Raw genomic sequence first — 15,481 nt, 5'->3', positions numbered from 1 at the left:
TTTAATAATCCCCGCTTAATTTAATAAAATAATAATGAAAAAATAAATTATTTAGTTATGAACTCTTTTATTTTCTTAGCAGCTTCTTTTAATAAAGGTATATCCTGAGTTAATGCTATTCTAAAATAGTTCTCACTTCCGAAAGCAATACCTGGTACTACAGCAACTCCTGTACTATCCAATAATCTCATAGAAAAATCTAGTGAAGGCTCATTTGAAAATTTAGAATAGCCTACAAATAAATAAAATGCACCTCTCGGCTCTATTACATCAAATCCTAAATCATTTAATTCTTTAGCCAAGAAGAATGCTCGTTCTTTATAAATATCTCTGAAACTCTCTATTATAGGATAGTTTTCTAAAGCATATTCTGCTATAGCACATGAAAGAGAAACCATACTTCCTACATTGTTAAAGCTTGCATTAACTATATATTTTCTTACTTCTTCAGGTGCTATGCTGTATCCTATTCTCCAGCCAGTCATAGAATGCGATTTTGAAAAACCGTTTAATACTATAACTTTGTCTTTTATAGAAGGATAAGAAGCAAATGATGTAAAAGGATAAAATGATATAGCAGAATATATTTCATCAGCTATAATAAAAATATCTTTTTTCTCAAAATATTTTACAAGCTCGTCCATTTCCTCTTTTTTGAGCATATATCCAGAGGGATTACCAGGATTACTAAATAATATAGCTTTAGTTTTATTTGTAATAACTTTTTCTATATTTTCTGGCTTTAATACCAAATGATCATCTCTAGTATCTAAAAATACTGGTTTTCCATAAGAAAGTTTTACAGCCTGCTCATAAGGAGAGAAAAACGGAGTAGGTATTATAACTTCATCATCTATATTAAGTATAGTTCTAAATACGGATGATATACCTTCCATAGAGCCTATATGCATAGTAACATTATTAGCATTAATATCAGATCCGTAATATTTATTATAATGCTTTGCAACTAAACTTCTTAAATACTCGCTTCCGCCAGACTGAGTATAAGGTAAGGCATGAGTTTGAGCATACTGACAGGCATAATCAATAAGTTCTTTAGGAGGCTGCAAATCTGGCTCACCTATTGTAAGCATTATAGCGTTTTCTTTTTTTTGAGCTTTTTCTGTAAGTTCCCTTATAAGAGAATAAGGTACTTGAAGTATATTTTTATTAAGTTCCATGATAATCTCCATTATTGTATAGGATATTATTATATATAATAATGTTTAATTTGTCAATTTTATATTTATGAAAAGTTTTTATAAATATTAATTTGAGAAATATATGATTTGAAAATATTATAAAGCCCCTATATAAGAAATAGAGGCTTTAATTATAATTAAGAAATTATTTTCTTAAATCATCTACCAATTTAGTTTTATCAGCAGTTTTTTCATCTTTAGTTTTTATAACTTTTGCAGGATTTCCAGCAATAACCTGATTTTCTTCTACATCTTCTATAACAACTGCCCCAGCACCAATAACAGCATTTTTACCCACATGTACGCCTTCAATAATGACTGCATTAGCACCAATAACAACATTATCTTCTATAATAACAGGTTTAGCAGAAGGCGGTTCAATAACACCAGCAATTACAGCTCCTGCACCTACATGGCAGTTCTTACCTACAATAGCTCGTCCTCCTAATACAGCTCCCATATCTATCATAGTACCTTCTCCCACTTCAGCACCTATATTGATAATAGCTCCCATCATTATAACAGCATTATCTCCGATTTTTACTTTATCTCTGATTACAGCACCAGGTTCAATTCTGGCATTAACAGTAGAATAATCCAAAGTAGGAACGCCAGAATTTCTTCTGTCATTTTCCAAATAGCAGTCTTCTATAAATTTTTTATATTCTGTTAGTATATTCTGTATCTCTTCATATTCTCCAACCATAAAGTGGAAATTACCAGATGAAAATATTTTTACACTTGTATTTGTAACTATATTATTAGGCAAATTTCCTCTTATATATACTTTTGCTGGTGTTCTTTTCTTAGAATTTTTAATATATGCAATAATATCTTCTGACTTTTCTAACATATCCATTTTTCTCTATTCTCCTCAAATAAATTTTCTGCTTAGTAATGGGGGTATTATTAAATAAATTATTATCTATTATTTTATGATAAAACTTCTTTCATTCTATAAAGACCTGGTTTTTTGCCCATAAGGAATTTTGCAGCTTTAACAGCACCATTAGCAAATATTCTTCTTGAAGTAGAAGTATGTTTTATTTCGATAATCTCATCATCACCAAAGAAAATCACTTTATGTTCTCCTACAACAGATCCGCCTCTTATAGAATGTATTCCTATTTCTTTTTTATCTCTTACATGCAGCCCATTTCTTCCATTAACTAATGACATTTGATTATCCAAAGCATCATTAATAACATTATAAAGGCTTTTAGCAGTACCGCTTGGGGAGTCTACTTTTCTATTATGGTGAGTTTCTATAATTTCAATATCAAAACCAGTTAATAGAGGTGCAATTTTAGCAACAATTTCATTCATCAAATTCATACCTATACAAGTATTTGAAGATAATACTATAGGTACATGAGTAGAAGCTTCAACTATTTTAGCAAGTACAGTTTCATCATAACCAGTAGTACAGATAACCATAGGTATATTATTTTTTACACCATAGTCTATCATAGCTGGAAGTCTTGAAAAATGAGAGAAGTCTATTATCATATCTCCTTTTTCATCAGTAAAATCATCAACAAAAGCAGATATTTCAAATTCTCCATCTTTTTCAATAACTTCTTTTAACATAGAGCTCATCACTCCTGTTCCATGTATCATTACTTTCATATTTTTACTCCGTTTTTTATATTTTTTATTAATTATTTTATTAATCCATATTTACTAAGTGTTTGTCTTACTTGCTCTCTGTTTTTTTCACTTAAAGGACCTAATGGAGAGCGGCATTCTCCTACATCAAAACCCATCATATTCATAGCTTCTTTTATAGGCACTGGATTAACCTCTATAAACATAGCCCTTATCAAATCTATATATTTAATCTGTGCATTTACTGCTTCTTTAATATTACCGTTAATATAATTCATAACCATATCATGATTTTCTTTAGGTATAATATTGCTTGTAACGGATATTACACCTTTAGCACCTAAAGCCATCATCGGAGTTACCATATCATCATTTCCAGAGTAAATATCCAATTTAGGGGCAATATTAGCAATATCAGCTACATAACTAATATCTCCGCTTGCCTCTTTTATACCTTGAATATTAGAAACCTCGGATAAAGTTTTGATAACGTTAAGTGATAATTTAACTCCAGTTCTTGAAGGAACATTATACATTATAACTGGACATTTTACACTGTTTGCTATCTGCGTAAAGTAATCAATAAGTCCGCTTTCATTACCTTTATTATAGTACGGAGTTACTGCCATCACTATATCAGCACCATATTCGTAAGATTTTTTACTAAACTCTACTGCAACTGATGTAGAGTTAGTTCCAGTTCCTGCTATTACTAAAGTTCTTTTTTTAGTACGCTCTATGCAGAATTTTATCACTTCCATTCGCTCTTCAAAATTTAAAGCTGCACTTTCTGCTGTAGTACCTGCTGCAACAATAGCATCTGTTTTGTTTGCTATTTGAAACTCAATAAGCTCTTCTAATTTCTCATAATTAATTTTGTTATCTCTTGTAAATGGTGTTATTAAAGCTACACCTGCTCCTTCAAATAATGACATATTTAATCTCCTTTAATTATATATTGCATTTTATTTTTTTACCATAGTAAAATATTAAAAAATAATTATGTTAAGATATAAAAAAATCTTTATTTTTATATGTATTATAAACATTAAGCACTTGTATTTTTACCCCTATATTTATAGCATTTTCGTCTATATCAAAAAGACCATTATGAATTGGAACATTTATTTTATCATTAGATACTCCCAAACTAAAAAAAGCCCCTTTTACTTTTTGAAGATAATAACTAAAATCTTCAGTTGTCATATTAGCATTTTCTTCAAGGCAATTTTCATTTCCTAAAATATTTGAAGCAGATTCTCTAACAATATTAACAGCCTCATCATGATTAATCAAAGCAGGATAAGACGGTATATTAATAAACTCTCCCAAAGCCCCAAAACTTTCTGATGTATTTACAACAATATTTTCTATCATTTTTAATCTTTTATTTCTAGTTTCATCATCACATAGCATTCTTATAATACCTTTCATTTTTACATTATCAGCTACTATATTGCCTGCAGATCCTGCGTTTATGCTTCCTATATGAAGTCTTATAGTATGATCTGTAAATGCAGAAATAAAACTATGAAGCTGTGTTATAATATGAGAAGATACTATAATAGGATCAATACCGTTATATGATTTAGCCCCATGTGCTGATTTTCCTTTTATATTTATTTCAAACATATTAGAACTAGCATACATTGCTCCATATGTAGTGCTAACTTGTCCTACTCTTATCTCTGGGCGTACATGAAGTCCGTAAATAGCATTAACATTTTCTAAAGCTCCTTCATTAATCATAGGTAAAGCTCCGCCTGTAGTCTCTTCGGCAGGCTGATATATTAACCTAATATTGCATGGAGGTTTTATCTCTGAAAAATATTTGGCTACTCCTGTTAATACCGTCATATGCACATCATGTCCGCATGAATGACATACACCTTTATTTTTTGAAGAGTATGAACAGTTTTGTTTACTATCTTCCATAGGCAAAGCGTCCATATCAGCTCTGAATGCTATAGTAAAGTTTTTATCCTCGCCTTCAATATCTGCTATTATACCTGTTTTTGCTACTTTTGTTTTATGATTAATATTTAATGATCCTAATATAGAAGATATTTTTTCTGATGTTCTAAACTCTTCAAAGCCTAGTTCAGGGTGAGAATGCAAATCTCTTCTTAAATCTATTAAAAACTCTTTCATAGACAAAAGAATATTTTCTGATATTATAGAATTATTCATTATTATATACGCCTTAATATTTTTTAAACAATTATATCATACTGATATAAAATATTACTTTTAAAATTAAAAAATATATTAAAATTAGTTTTTTAGAATTATTAAAAAAAGATTACTTCTTAGATTTTGATAGATTACGTTTGAAAGATTTATAGAATTTAGAAAGCTGAAAAAAGATATTAGCATTATCAGTGGTGTTTGAGGTGGTAAAAATACGGCACTGGGCTGTATTGGTTATGAACGAAATATACATTCCAAACTCCTTATAAATTATTGATAGTATTATTATATGTAATAATATCGTAAAAGTCAAGAATGAGAATATTATTTTTTAATAAAAAGTATTAGTCATTGAAAAATAAATGTATTAATTAAAATAATCAAGTATAATAAGTTTATTCCATAAAAATAATTGACAAATTTTAATACTTTAGTTATATTTTAAATAAGAAGTTACAAAATATTTTTGGATTATGAAAAAAAATAAAGTATTGCCTTATATATTAATACTGCCTGCTGTTGTAATTATGACAGTATTTGTCTTGTATCCTATAATAGTTACATTCTTTTATAGCCTTAGAAAAATGAAATTAACAGCTCCGAAAGATACGGCATTTATAGGTTTTGATAATTATATATATACTTTAAAATCATTTGATTTTTGGTATTCGCTTCAAAACAGTATAATAATAATGATTATAGTAGTTATAATATGTATATTATTAGGGCTTTTATTTGCAAGTATCCTTAATTTTGAAAGCAGATTAAAAAATATACTTATGGCTATAGCTGTCATACCTTGGGCTTTGCCTCCAGTAGTTAATGGGATACTTTGGAAATGGATATTCTATCCTGGATACGGATTTCTTAATAAGATTTTATACAATTTAAATATTATAGAAGAACCTATACAATATTTGTCTAATAGATATTCATTAATGCTCATTATAGCGATAGTCGTTGCTTGGAGAAATATACCATTTTGTTCTATTGTTCTTCTTTCATCTATGCGTGCTATACCTGATGTACTTTATGATGCAGCTAGTATTGACGGGGCAAATAAATTCCAAATGTTTACAAGAGTAACTTTACCGCTTTTAGTACCTGCTTTGGGTATTATTATAACTTTTACATCAATATCAGCAATAAATGTTTTTGATGAAGTTATAACTATTTCAGGTTACAGCAATTTAGGAAAAACTATACTTCTTGAGGACTATATGACAACATTTTCTTTTCTTGACTTTGGAAGAGGAAGTGCATTAACATATTTAGTTATGATAGTATCTGGTATTTTAGGAATATTATATATAAAATCTATGTCTAGGAAAATTGACTATTTATAAAACATTTTAATAATTAATATTAAGGAAAAATAATACATAAATATTTATGAACAATAAAAAAAATAAAAGCAAAAGAATAAATTTTTTATATTATATATCTGTAATATTCTTTGTATTAATAATTTTAGGACCTATAACTTGGGCTTTAATTGTGAGCTTTACACCAGAATATGAGATGTTTAAAAATACTTCTAATTTTTTGCCTAAAGAACCTACAATGGATAATTATATAAAAATTTTCACAGCCTCTTCAAGACAATCTAAAATGTTTTTTATAGGAGTATTTAATTCTATAAGGACAGCCTTTATAACAATATTTTTATGCCTTCCTTTTTCAATTATGTGTGCATATGCGGTATCGAAGATGAAGTTCAAAGGCAGAAACATAGTAAAAACTTTAATACTTATATCTATGGCAATACCAGCATTTACAACTATAATACCACTTTATAGAATGTTCTCATTGATGTCATTACTTGACAATTTATTTGCATTATCTTTAGTATATGTAACTTCATTTCTTCCAATTAATACTTGGTTAATATCAAATTATTTTGAAACCATACCATTAGAAATAGAAGAGGCATCTTACATAGACGGATGCAATGAAATAGATGTTCTTTTTAGAGTAATGATTCCAATATCAGCACCTATCATATTATCAGCATTTCTTCTTGTATTTCTTATGTCTTGGGGACAGTTTCAAATACCTCTTATTTTGGCAAGCTCCGCTGCTACAAAGCCAATATCAATAGTTGCTTCAGAATTTGTATCCAAAGACACTATAGAGTACGGCATAACAACAGCAGCTGGACTTTTAGCCATATTCCCTCCAGCATTGCTAGCTGTAATATTCAGGAAATTTCTAGTAAAAGGTATGACAGGCGGTAGCGGAAAATAGTAAAATATTATACATAAATTATTAAGTTTGTATTTTTAATTATTTAAAATACTATCTATATGGCACATAGTGACTTTTTGCAGGCTAAATACTATATTTTTTAACAAAAATTTAAAAGTATAATCTCCAATATATAAAATTTACAAAATAAAATAATTTCAGTATATATTATTTTTTGTTAAAGCAGTCTAAATCTTGACTTTTAAAAAATATTATGTATAATATAGTATTGGAAGTAATATGTTTATTTAAGGTTAATTTTAGTGTTTGATAATTTAACAAAATCTATATCTAATGTATTCTCTAAAATACATGGCAAAAAAGTACTAACCGATAAAGATATAACTGACAGCCTTCTTACTATAAAAGAAGCTCTGCTATCAGCTGATGTATCTTTAGAAGCAGCTAACAAATTCCTAGAAGAAGCTACAAATAGAGCCATAGGAAAAGAAAAAATAGAAGGTGTAGAACCTGCCAATCAATTTATAGCTGATGTTCATGATACTTTGGTAAATATGATAGGCGAAGGTGAAAGCGGTCTTAAATTAGAACCTGTAGAAAAAACTACTATCACATTATTATTCGGTCTGCAGGGCTCTGGTAAAACTACTACAACAGCTAAATTAGCAAAATATTATAAAGATAAAAGACGTGTTATGATGGTTGGTCTTGATGTACATAGACCTGCCGCTATGGAACAGCTTGCCGTACTTGCTAGAGAAGTAGGAGTTCCTTATCATATAGACACTAAAGAAAAAAAAGCATATAAAATACTCAAAAAAGCTCTTGCTATAGCCAAAAAAGAACAGTACAACATGATATTAGTTGATACTGCAGGACGTTTGGAAATAGATGAAGATATGATGATGGAGCTTAGACGTGTTGTAAACTCTGCTGATGTTACTGAAAAATTATTGGTTGTAGACTCTACTGCAGGTCAGAGTGTTTATGATGTGGCTAAAAGTTTCCAAAGTAATATAGGCATAAACGGAGTAATACTTACAAAATTTGACTCTGGTGTAAGAGGCGGTGCTGCATTATCATTAAAATATGCTACAGGCTCCCCAGTTAAATTTGTAGGTGTGGGCGAACATATAGATGATATAGATGTATTTGATGCAAAAAGAGTTGCAGGTCAGATACTAGGTATGGGTGATATTGTAAAACTTGTAGAAAAAGCCCGTGCTGCTATAAGCGAAAAAGAAGCTAAAGAAATGCTTCAGAAAGTTATAGAAAATAACTTCGATTATAATGATTTCTTAAAACAAATAGAAGCTACCGCTAAAATGGGCGGTATCACTAAAATGACTTCTATGATTCCTGGTATGGCTAATATTGATACAGAGCTTTTAAGCCGTGAAGAAGAGAAGTTCAAAAAATACAAAGCTATTATACAATCAATGACTAAAAAAGAAAGATTAGCCCTATTTCCTTTGAATAATTCAAGAAAAATGAGAATATCCAAAGGAAGCGGTCAAAGTGTTTATGATGTAAATCAGTTAATAAAACAATTTACTATGATGAAAAATATGATGGGCAGTACTAAAAAGATGGATAAGCTCGCAAAGTCCCTAGAGGGTATGGGTATGTCTATAGATGATTTAAACAAATTAATGTAATAAACTTGGAGGAAAATAAAGGTGGTAAAATTAAGATTAAAACGTATAGGTCGCAAACATGAGCCTCATTATCGTATTGTAGCAGCAGATGCTCGTTTCCCACGCGATGGTCGTTTTATTGAAGAGCTAGGTTGGTTTAACCCTAAAGCTAAAGATGTATTGTATAAGTTAAATGTAGAAGGCTTAAAAAAATGGCTTTCTAACGGTGCACAGCCAACTTATGTAGTAAAAAGTATTCTTGTTAAAGAAGGTTTGATGGAAAAAGATAAAGGTGCTCCGCTTGAACGCAAGAAAAAAAGAGCATTGAAAAATCCTGAAAAAAGACGCAAACATCGTAAACAAGCTAAGCCTGAATCTGCTGAGGAGAAAAGCGAAGCCTAATTTACGTCTTATAATATATAAAGGAGTGTGCTATGACGGAAGAAAAAGAGCTTATTGAGTATTTGGCTAAAAAATTAGTGGATGAGCCTGAGGGTGTGAGTGTTAAGGTTATTGAGGGTGAGAAGAGTACGATTCTGGAATTGAAAGTGAACCAAAGCGACATAGGTAAAATTATAGGTAAAAGAGGTCGTATTGCTCATGCATTACGTACTATTCTTTTTGCAGCTTCCATGAAAAGTGGTAAACGTGTAATGCTTGAGATTATTGACAATTGATTATTTTTTACGCAAAAATTACAGGCATACATGGTTTAAAAGGAGAGGTTGAAATGGCTTTTTCCGATAAAAGTTATTTCACCTCTCTTCCTGTTTTAAATAAAAACACATCTATCATTATTAACGGGCAAACTTTTACCGTTACAAATGTCAAGAAAAAAAATAAATCTTTTGTACTCGCCCTAAAAGATATTGATACTCTTGAAAAAGCTAAAGAGTTAATAGGTTTTGATATATTTATTGATTCTTCAAATCTTCCCGAGCTTGATAATGATACATTTTATGAAGCAGAGTTAATAGGCTATAAAATAATAGATAATGATAACAACATATACGGTGAAATAACAGATGTATACTCTATTCCTTCTAATTATGTATTTGAGATAAAACTAGCTGAAAACGGAAATATAGTTTCTATCCCTTTTGTTCATGCATATTTCGGAAAAGCTGATAAAACTAATAAATCAATACAAATCATTCAAAAGCCTATATTTGATGATGATTAATATAAAAAATAATTTTTACCTTTGATTATATTATAAAGTTATTAACCTTGAATAAAATTAAAGGATATAAAATGAAACAAATTATAACAATATTTATAGTTTTAATGTCTGCTTTTATAATATCATGCGGACAAAAAACTTCTGATAATAATACAGTTAATCATTCATCACATTCTATGAATAATATGCATAATAATAAAGGCTCTGAAATTATATACTTGATGCATGCTCCTATGATGGAACAGCCTTTTGAAAAAACTCAGAATATTGATGCTGACTTTTTGGTAAATATGATACCCCATCATCAAGGTGCAATTATTTCTTCAAAAAAATTATTAGAAACAACTACTAATGAGGCTTTAATAACTTTGGCTAATAATATAATAGCAGAACAGGAAAAAGAAGTAAATGAGTTTACATCTTTAGTTACTGAACTAAAAAATAAAAATACAAGCTATGAAGATATAGATACTCAAAATTTAGGAAATGAAATGGAAGAGATTATGAATAATATGATGAAAGATATGTCTTCCATTGAAGTTACTGGAAACAATGATATTGATTTTTTAAGAGGTATGATACCTCATCATCAGGCTGCTGTTGATGTTTCTAAAAAGATTTTAGAGTTTACTAAAGATGATAAAATAAAAGAGATTGCTAATAATATTATTGCTTCTCAAGAAAAAGAAATAACAGATATGAATAATATGCTTAAGTAATATTAAATATTTTTATCATTTTCAAAAATAGGCTTATAAAAATAAGTCTCTTTTTGAATGCATCATATATAATTATATATAATTATAAAAAATAAGGCAGCAATATAAAAATACTGCTGCCTAAAAACATATTTATGAACAAAAATTTTATAGTGTTTTCATATCTATTACATATCTGAATTTTGCCTGTCCACTAGTAAGTTTATTGTATGCTTCATCTATTTGGTTTGCAGATATTATTTCTGTTTCTGGATATATTTTATGTTTAAGAGAAAAATCAAGCATTTCCTGAGTTTCTTTAATTCCTCCTATCATAGATCCGTAAACTTTTTTACCGCCAGAAAATACTAATCTTGCCAAATCTATACTTTGTTTGATTTCTGAAGGAGGAAGCCCTACAATAGCCATCTCTCCACCGTATTTAAGTAAATCAACATAGTTATTAACATCATATCCAGTAGGTATTGTAGATACTATCAAATCAAAACGTACTGGAACATCTTTTGTAGAAGTAAATAAATCTTTAGCCCCCATTTCTAATGCTTCTTTTTTCTTTTTATCATTGCGTGCAAATACATAAACTTCGGCCCCCATATTAACAGCATATTTAACTGCCATAGAGCCAAGTCCGCCAAAACCAGCAACTCCTACTATATCACCTTTTTTAACACCAGAAAATTTTAGAGGTGAATAAGTTGTAATACCAGCACATAGTAATGGAGCTACTTTTTCCATTGGAGCATCTTTTGCTACAGTAATAGCAAATTTTTCACTTACTACTATATTGTTTGAATATCCGCCGTAAGTAGGCTCATCATTATGAAAATGATCTTTACAATCATAAGTAAATACAGTCTGTCCTCTTTCACAAAATTGTTCATGACTTTTTTTACAAGCCTCGCATTCTCCGCATGAGTTTACCATACAGCCTACTCCTGCATAATCACCTATTTTAAACTTGGTAACATTCTTACCTACAGCAACAACTTTACCAGCAATCTCATGACCTGGTACCATAGGATATATACCTTCATGCCATTCACTTCTAGCTGAGTGTATATCACTATGACATATACCAGCATACATTATCTCTATAAGTATATCATTATCACCCATAGAATGTCTTGAAAACTCAAATGGTTTGAATGTATCTGTTTTGCTGTGAACTGCGTATCCTTTTGCATTGATTCTTTTTCCAGAATTAGCTTCTTCCAAATTATTATCTAGTAACATATTACTAATCACTCCTTAAAAATATATGCGTATTATAACATTGAAGTACACTCCAATGTCAATATGTATTTTAATTTTTTATATTTTTATTTAATTATTATACTTATAAAATATTAGTTTATATAACTACATAAAAGTATATACTGGAATAATTCTATTTTGTCAACTGATGCACTTTATATCTAATTATCAACTTTTTTCCAAAAGTTTTTATCCTTCGTATATGATTCACGAAAAAAGCAATTGCTAGAACTTTATATTTTAAATATACATATTAAATGTATGGTAAATACCTAAAATGGGGGGTAAAAATGCAGTCTTTCGCGAAGTGTATCCGAGTTTATCAAGGATATAATGTTATTTTATACAACAGGAGGACAGACGTCATAAAAGAACTTGGGTGGGGCACGACTATGTGCTTCGCAAATATCAAAAATTACAAAGTTAATTTTTTGACAAACTATGTTTGTTTAGGTATATACTGAGAATTTTCAAGTTTGTAAATTGATAATTTAATACATTAAATAAAAATTTATATATCATTTATTTTTTAATAATACATCTATTATAGAAACCGACTTTTTAAATCTTGACTGATAATCACCATTTATAGAATAATATTTAATATTTAAACTATCAAGTATATCTTTTATTTGACTGCTGTATTTTTCTCTGTTGTTTTTTATTACTTCGCTTCTGTCTCCGTCCTGAACAAAATCAACATCTGGTTCTAAAAATAATACAGCATCATATTTATTTATATTAATAATTGCCTTTGCTAATATTTCATTATTAATTATATTTTCATCTTTCAAAAAATGCATATAAAAATTTGTAATTACAGCATCAGTATCTATAAATAATATTTTATTACTATGTTCTAATGCCTTTATTTCATTTAGTTTATGAGTTAAAAGTATCTCTGTAAAATCTTCTGAAAGCATAAGCAAGTCCGTTCCAGATTTTTCAGATAGTTCTCTGCCTGCTTCTTCTATATAGTTGGTATTATAATAATTAGCCAAATTAATTGTAAGCGTCGACTTTCCTGTGCTTTCGCTTCCCAAAAGTAAAACCTTTTTTGTATAATAAGGCTTTACTATATTAGGTAAATAATCCCAATATTTATAAACATTTTCTCTAATTTTTGTAGAACTTATTTCATCTCTCTCTATAAATACTAACTTTGATTCTTTATAGTATCTTGTATAAAAAGAATCTTTATTTTTATAATCATCTCCCAAAAACACTGCATCAATCTTTTCACCTATAGCATTTTTAATTTTTATAGAATCCTCTTCCCATAAATCTTCTGTATAATCTTCTTTTGTTTTTGCATTATCTTCTATAAATACAATTTTTACATTTCCTATATGCTTTGTTAATTGATAAATCCATCTGTATCTTATTTTTTTATCAATTTCATTTCTATTATTGCCAATACATAAAATTATATAAAGAGTTTTGCATTGATTAGCTGCTTCTATTATGCATCTTACATGCCCAAGATGAATTGGATTAAATGATCCTGCGTACATTCCTACATTATACATTAAAAACTCCGAATAATATATTTCATTATTTTTATTAAATATTAATTTATTTTTAAAGCGTTTGCTTCTTTGTACCATTTTATGAGCATAAATAAAGCATTAACTAAATAAACACTCCACATAAGCAAAGTTGCTATATTATCTCCGCCGCTTGAGAAATTAATATACCATATAGATATATTTAAAATATTTACTAATATCCACATTATCCACTGTTCAGAGCATCTTTTTATGCAGAGTATCTGTGCTGTTATAGCAAATACTGTACTTGCACTGTCTACAAAAGGAAGAGAGCCTCCCAATTTTTTTAATATAAGCCCATAAATAAATATAGATATAAAAGACAAAGCAAATATTATAATCTTATACTTATTATTTAATTTTGTTTTTATAACTTCTTTACTTTCATTATTTAAATTTCTGCTCCAAAGTATAAATCCAGCTATATTCATAGGTATATAATAAAAAACATTGAGCATAAACTCACCATAGTATTTGGCATTAAAGGCAATGTATGAATAGAGAATAGTATTAATCATTCCAAATATATATGAAGATAATTTTCCTTTACCAGTTAGAATTACACATAATATACCGCTTATTGATGACAATATACCTATAATATTTTCTTTCCAATATAGAGAAAGAGATAATATTATAGCACTTGCTGTTAAAATCCATAATACTTCTACAGTTTTCCAATTTTTAAGTTCATTTTTTATAAAATTTTTCATTATAAACCTTTTTAATTATATTATAGCCAAACAACTATAATTTGTCAAAATTAATTTTTTAAATTTAAATATTTGAAACATATATAGTTATTATAATTGCCCAATAGTTATTTTTCCATTGCTCTACGTATATTCTCTGACATTTAAACTTTTTTGTACATAATTATTAAAACACCTAAAAAAAATATATAAAATTAAATTAATAACTTGACAATTATAATTATTATTAATTTCATAAATATGTGAAACTTGTTATTGAATTAAGCTCCAACAATATCTAAAAAAGTTTATTGTTTGAGGCATACTAAAAAACTTTATACTTCTCTTAAGCAGATTTTGTAATATTTTTAGTATATTTGTATTTTATATTCAAGAAAAATTTCATGTATTTAATTAAATTTCATTTATATTATTTATTTCAAATATACTTCAATATTTATACAGCATTGCAGATATAATATTTATCTCTCATTTTGAAAGTGATAATGCAGTTGCCATATTAGGAAACTGTGCTTTTTTAATCTTAGAAAAACATATAGGCTTTTTTGGTATATATTTATCTATGGCACTTTCTCCTATAGTACCAGCCTTTATAGGCATTATCTATTTTTTAATCTTTATAAAAAAACATAGATTATACTTGTTTAAAGACTAAACTAATAGATAATTTATATAAATAAAAAAGGCGTAGACAGTTTTATTTTCCTGTATACGCCTCATTATTATTATGGATTATATCTTATGAATTAAAGTAAGTTGATCTATTATTTACCTTTTTTACTCTCCTTTTACTTCTATTTTTTTCTCATATTTAAGTTCTTCTTTCTTTGGAAGAATCACTATCAATACTCCGTTATTCAAATTAGCCTGAATATTTTCTACATCAATACCTTTTGTACTGATATTAAAACTTTGTTCATAGCTTGAAACAACTTCTTCTTTTGATTCGCCGTTTTCTGCTTTAACCATTTTTTTACGTTTAGCTGATATAGAAAGTATATTTTCTTTTATTCCTATTTCTAAATCTTCTTTTTTAACGCCCGGCATATCCATTTCTATGCAGTAGCTTTTTTCATCTTCTTCTATTCTATAATCAGGCAATCTGTTTTCATAATCTCTATAGCGGTTTAATGCATTATTATATCTATTATTAGCATTTGAAAAAATTGAATGTAAAGTTGGTACAAATATTCTTCTTGACATATTAAACTCTCCTA

16 protein-coding genes and 1 pseudogene are annotated in these 15,481 nt (G+C 28.3%); 8 read left to right on the top strand and 9 right to left on the bottom strand.

The window, feature by feature from the left end; translation table 11 throughout:
- Positions 1-47: 47 nt before the first annotated feature.
- From KQ44_RS12495 to KQ44_RS12475, 5 genes are all read right to left on the bottom strand, one after another.
- A complete protein-coding gene (locus KQ44_RS12495; protein WP_096737681.1) occupies positions 48-1,181 on the bottom strand; it encodes a pyridoxal phosphate-dependent aminotransferase in 1,134 nt (377 codons plus the stop codon).
- 166 nt (positions 1,182-1,347) lie between these two features.
- A complete protein-coding gene (gene dapD, locus KQ44_RS12490) occupies positions 1,348-2,061 on the bottom strand; it encodes a 2,3,4,5-tetrahydropyridine-2,6-dicarboxylate N-acetyltransferase (protein WP_096737680.1) in 714 nt (237 codons plus the stop codon).
- 74 nt (positions 2,062-2,135) lie between these two features.
- Positions 2,136-2,831 carry a 4-hydroxy-tetrahydrodipicolinate reductase gene (gene dapB / locus KQ44_RS12485; RefSeq protein ID WP_096737679.1) on the bottom strand — a complete coding sequence of 232 codons (696 nt, stop codon included), beginning with the start codon at positions 2,829-2,831 and terminating at the stop codon, positions 2,136-2,138.
- Between the two features lie 32 nt (positions 2,832-2,863).
- Positions 2,864-3,745 carry a 4-hydroxy-tetrahydrodipicolinate synthase gene (gene dapA / locus KQ44_RS12480; protein WP_096737678.1) on the bottom strand — a complete coding sequence of 294 codons (882 nt, stop codon included), beginning with the start codon at positions 3,743-3,745 and terminating at the stop codon, positions 2,864-2,866.
- A gap of 70 nt (positions 3,746-3,815) precedes the next feature.
- On the bottom strand, positions 3,816-5,000 hold the full coding sequence (locus KQ44_RS12475) for a M20 family metallopeptidase (RefSeq protein ID WP_096737677.1): 1,185 nt from the start codon (positions 4,998-5,000) through the stop codon (positions 3,816-3,818).
- 473 nt (positions 5,001-5,473) lie between these two features.
- Here KQ44_RS12475 and KQ44_RS12470 point away from each other — a divergent pair, with 473 nt between their 5' ends.
- From KQ44_RS12470 to KQ44_RS12440, 7 genes and pseudogenes are all read left to right on the top strand, one after another.
- On the top strand, positions 5,474-6,346 hold the full coding sequence (locus KQ44_RS12470) for a sugar ABC transporter permease (RefSeq protein WP_096737676.1): 873 nt from the start codon (positions 5,474-5,476) through the stop codon (positions 6,344-6,346).
- 46 nt (positions 6,347-6,392) lie between these two features.
- Positions 6,393-7,247 carry a carbohydrate ABC transporter permease gene (locus KQ44_RS12465; RefSeq protein ID WP_096737675.1) on the top strand — a complete coding sequence of 285 codons (855 nt, stop codon included), beginning with the start codon at positions 6,393-6,395 and terminating at the stop codon, positions 7,245-7,247.
- Between the two features lie 263 nt (positions 7,248-7,510).
- A complete protein-coding gene (locus KQ44_RS12460) occupies positions 7,511-8,866 on the top strand; it encodes a signal recognition particle receptor subunit alpha (protein ID WP_096737674.1) in 1,356 nt (451 codons plus the stop codon).
- A 21-nt stretch (positions 8,867-8,887) separates the two neighbouring features.
- A pseudogene (gene rpsP / locus KQ44_RS12455) lies at positions 8,888-9,130 on the top strand (30S ribosomal protein S16); the annotation flags it as partial.
- Between the two features lie 149 nt (positions 9,131-9,279).
- Positions 9,280-9,522, top strand: coding sequence for a KH domain-containing protein (locus KQ44_RS12450; RefSeq protein WP_008726607.1), 243 nt, complete (start codon positions 9,280-9,282; stop codon positions 9,520-9,522).
- Positions 9,519-10,028, top strand: coding sequence for a ribosome maturation factor RimM (rimM, locus tag KQ44_RS12445; protein WP_096737673.1), 510 nt, complete (start codon positions 9,519-9,521; stop codon positions 10,026-10,028). The genes KQ44_RS12450 and rimM overlap by 4 nt, the downstream gene beginning before the upstream one ends.
- 71 nt (positions 10,029-10,099) lie before the next feature.
- A complete protein-coding gene (locus KQ44_RS12440) occupies positions 10,100-10,747 on the top strand; it encodes a DUF305 domain-containing protein (protein WP_096737672.1) in 648 nt (215 codons plus the stop codon).
- Positions 10,748-10,894: 147 nt separating this feature from the next.
- Here KQ44_RS12440 and KQ44_RS12435 read toward each other — a convergent pair whose 3' ends face one another.
- The 3 genes from KQ44_RS12435 to pnuC all read right to left on the bottom strand — a co-directional run bounded on the left by KQ44_RS12435 (position 10,895) and on the right by pnuC (position 14,264).
- Complete coding sequence (locus KQ44_RS12435) at positions 10,895-11,980, bottom strand: NAD(P)-dependent alcohol dehydrogenase (RefSeq protein WP_096737671.1); 1,086 nt, start codon at positions 11,978-11,980, stop codon at positions 10,895-10,897.
- A 539-nt stretch (positions 11,981-12,519) separates the two neighbouring features.
- Complete coding sequence (locus KQ44_RS12430) at positions 12,520-13,530, bottom strand: AAA family ATPase (RefSeq protein WP_096737824.1); 1,011 nt, start codon at positions 13,528-13,530, stop codon at positions 12,520-12,522.
- 41 nt (positions 13,531-13,571) lie between these two features.
- Positions 13,572-14,264 carry a nicotinamide riboside transporter PnuC gene (gene pnuC / locus KQ44_RS12425; protein ID WP_096737670.1) on the bottom strand — a complete coding sequence of 231 codons (693 nt, stop codon included), beginning with the start codon at positions 14,262-14,264 and terminating at the stop codon, positions 13,572-13,574.
- A gap of 397 nt (positions 14,265-14,661) precedes the next feature.
- On the opposite strand from pnuC, the gene KQ44_RS14340 reads away from it, so the two are divergent.
- Positions 14,662-14,919 (top strand): MATE family efflux transporter, encoded by a 258-nt coding sequence (locus KQ44_RS14340; protein WP_143277889.1) that lies wholly within the window; start codon positions 14,662-14,664, stop codon positions 14,917-14,919.
- A gap of 122 nt (positions 14,920-15,041) precedes the next feature.
- Here KQ44_RS14340 and KQ44_RS12420 read toward each other — a convergent pair whose 3' ends face one another.
- A complete protein-coding gene (locus KQ44_RS12420) occupies positions 15,042-15,467 on the bottom strand; it encodes an Hsp20/alpha crystallin family protein (protein WP_096737669.1) in 426 nt (141 codons plus the stop codon).
- Positions 15,468-15,481 lie beyond the last annotated feature (14 nt).

This window comes from Brachyspira sp. G79, from assembly GCF_002379365.1.
Taxonomy (GTDB): Bacteria; Spirochaetota; Brachyspiria; order Brachyspirales; family Brachyspiraceae; genus Brachyspira.
This window is presented reverse-complemented; position numbering and strand designations above follow the sequence as displayed.

Excerpts from the sequence above, each read along its gene's own strand:
- KQ44_RS12495 (WP_096737681.1), bottom strand. The coding sequence starts at position 1,181 with ATGGAACTTAATAAAAATATACTTCAAGTACCTTATTCTCTTATAAGG.
- dapD (WP_096737680.1), bottom strand. The coding sequence starts at position 2,061 with ATGGATATGTTAGAAAAGTCAGAAGATATTATTGCATATATTAAAAAT.
- dapB (WP_096737679.1), bottom strand. The coding sequence starts at position 2,831 with ATGAAAGTAATGATACATGGAACAGGAGTGATGAGCTCTATGTTAAAA.
- dapA (WP_096737678.1), bottom strand. The coding sequence starts at position 3,745 with ATGTCATTATTTGAAGGAGCAGGTGTAGCTTTAATAACACCATTTACA.
- KQ44_RS12475 (WP_096737677.1), bottom strand. The coding sequence starts at position 5,000 with ATGAATAATTCTATAATATCAGAAAATATTCTTTTGTCTATGAAAGAG.
- KQ44_RS12470 (WP_096737676.1), top strand. The coding sequence starts at position 5,474 with ATGAAAAAAAATAAAGTATTGCCTTATATATTAATACTGCCTGCTGTT.
- KQ44_RS12465 (WP_096737675.1), top strand. The coding sequence starts at position 6,393 with ATGAACAATAAAAAAAATAAAAGCAAAAGAATAAATTTTTTATATTAT.
- KQ44_RS12450 (WP_008726607.1), top strand. The coding sequence starts at position 9,280 with ATGACGGAAGAAAAAGAGCTTATTGAGTATTTGGCTAAAAAATTAGTG.
- KQ44_RS12440 (WP_096737672.1), top strand. The coding sequence starts at position 10,100 with ATGAAACAAATTATAACAATATTTATAGTTTTAATGTCTGCTTTTATA.
- KQ44_RS12435 (WP_096737671.1), bottom strand. The coding sequence starts at position 11,980 with ATGTTACTAGATAATAATTTGGAAGAAGCTAATTCTGGAAAAAGAATC.
- KQ44_RS12430 (WP_096737824.1), bottom strand. The coding sequence starts at position 13,530 with ATGTATAATGTAGGAATGTACGCAGGATCATTTAATCCAATTCATCTT.
- pnuC (WP_096737670.1), bottom strand. The coding sequence starts at position 14,264 with ATGAAAAATTTTATAAAAAATGAACTTAAAAATTGGAAAACTGTAGAA.
- KQ44_RS12420 (WP_096737669.1), bottom strand. The coding sequence starts at position 15,467 with ATGTCAAGAAGAATATTTGTACCAACTTTACATTCAATTTTTTCAAAT.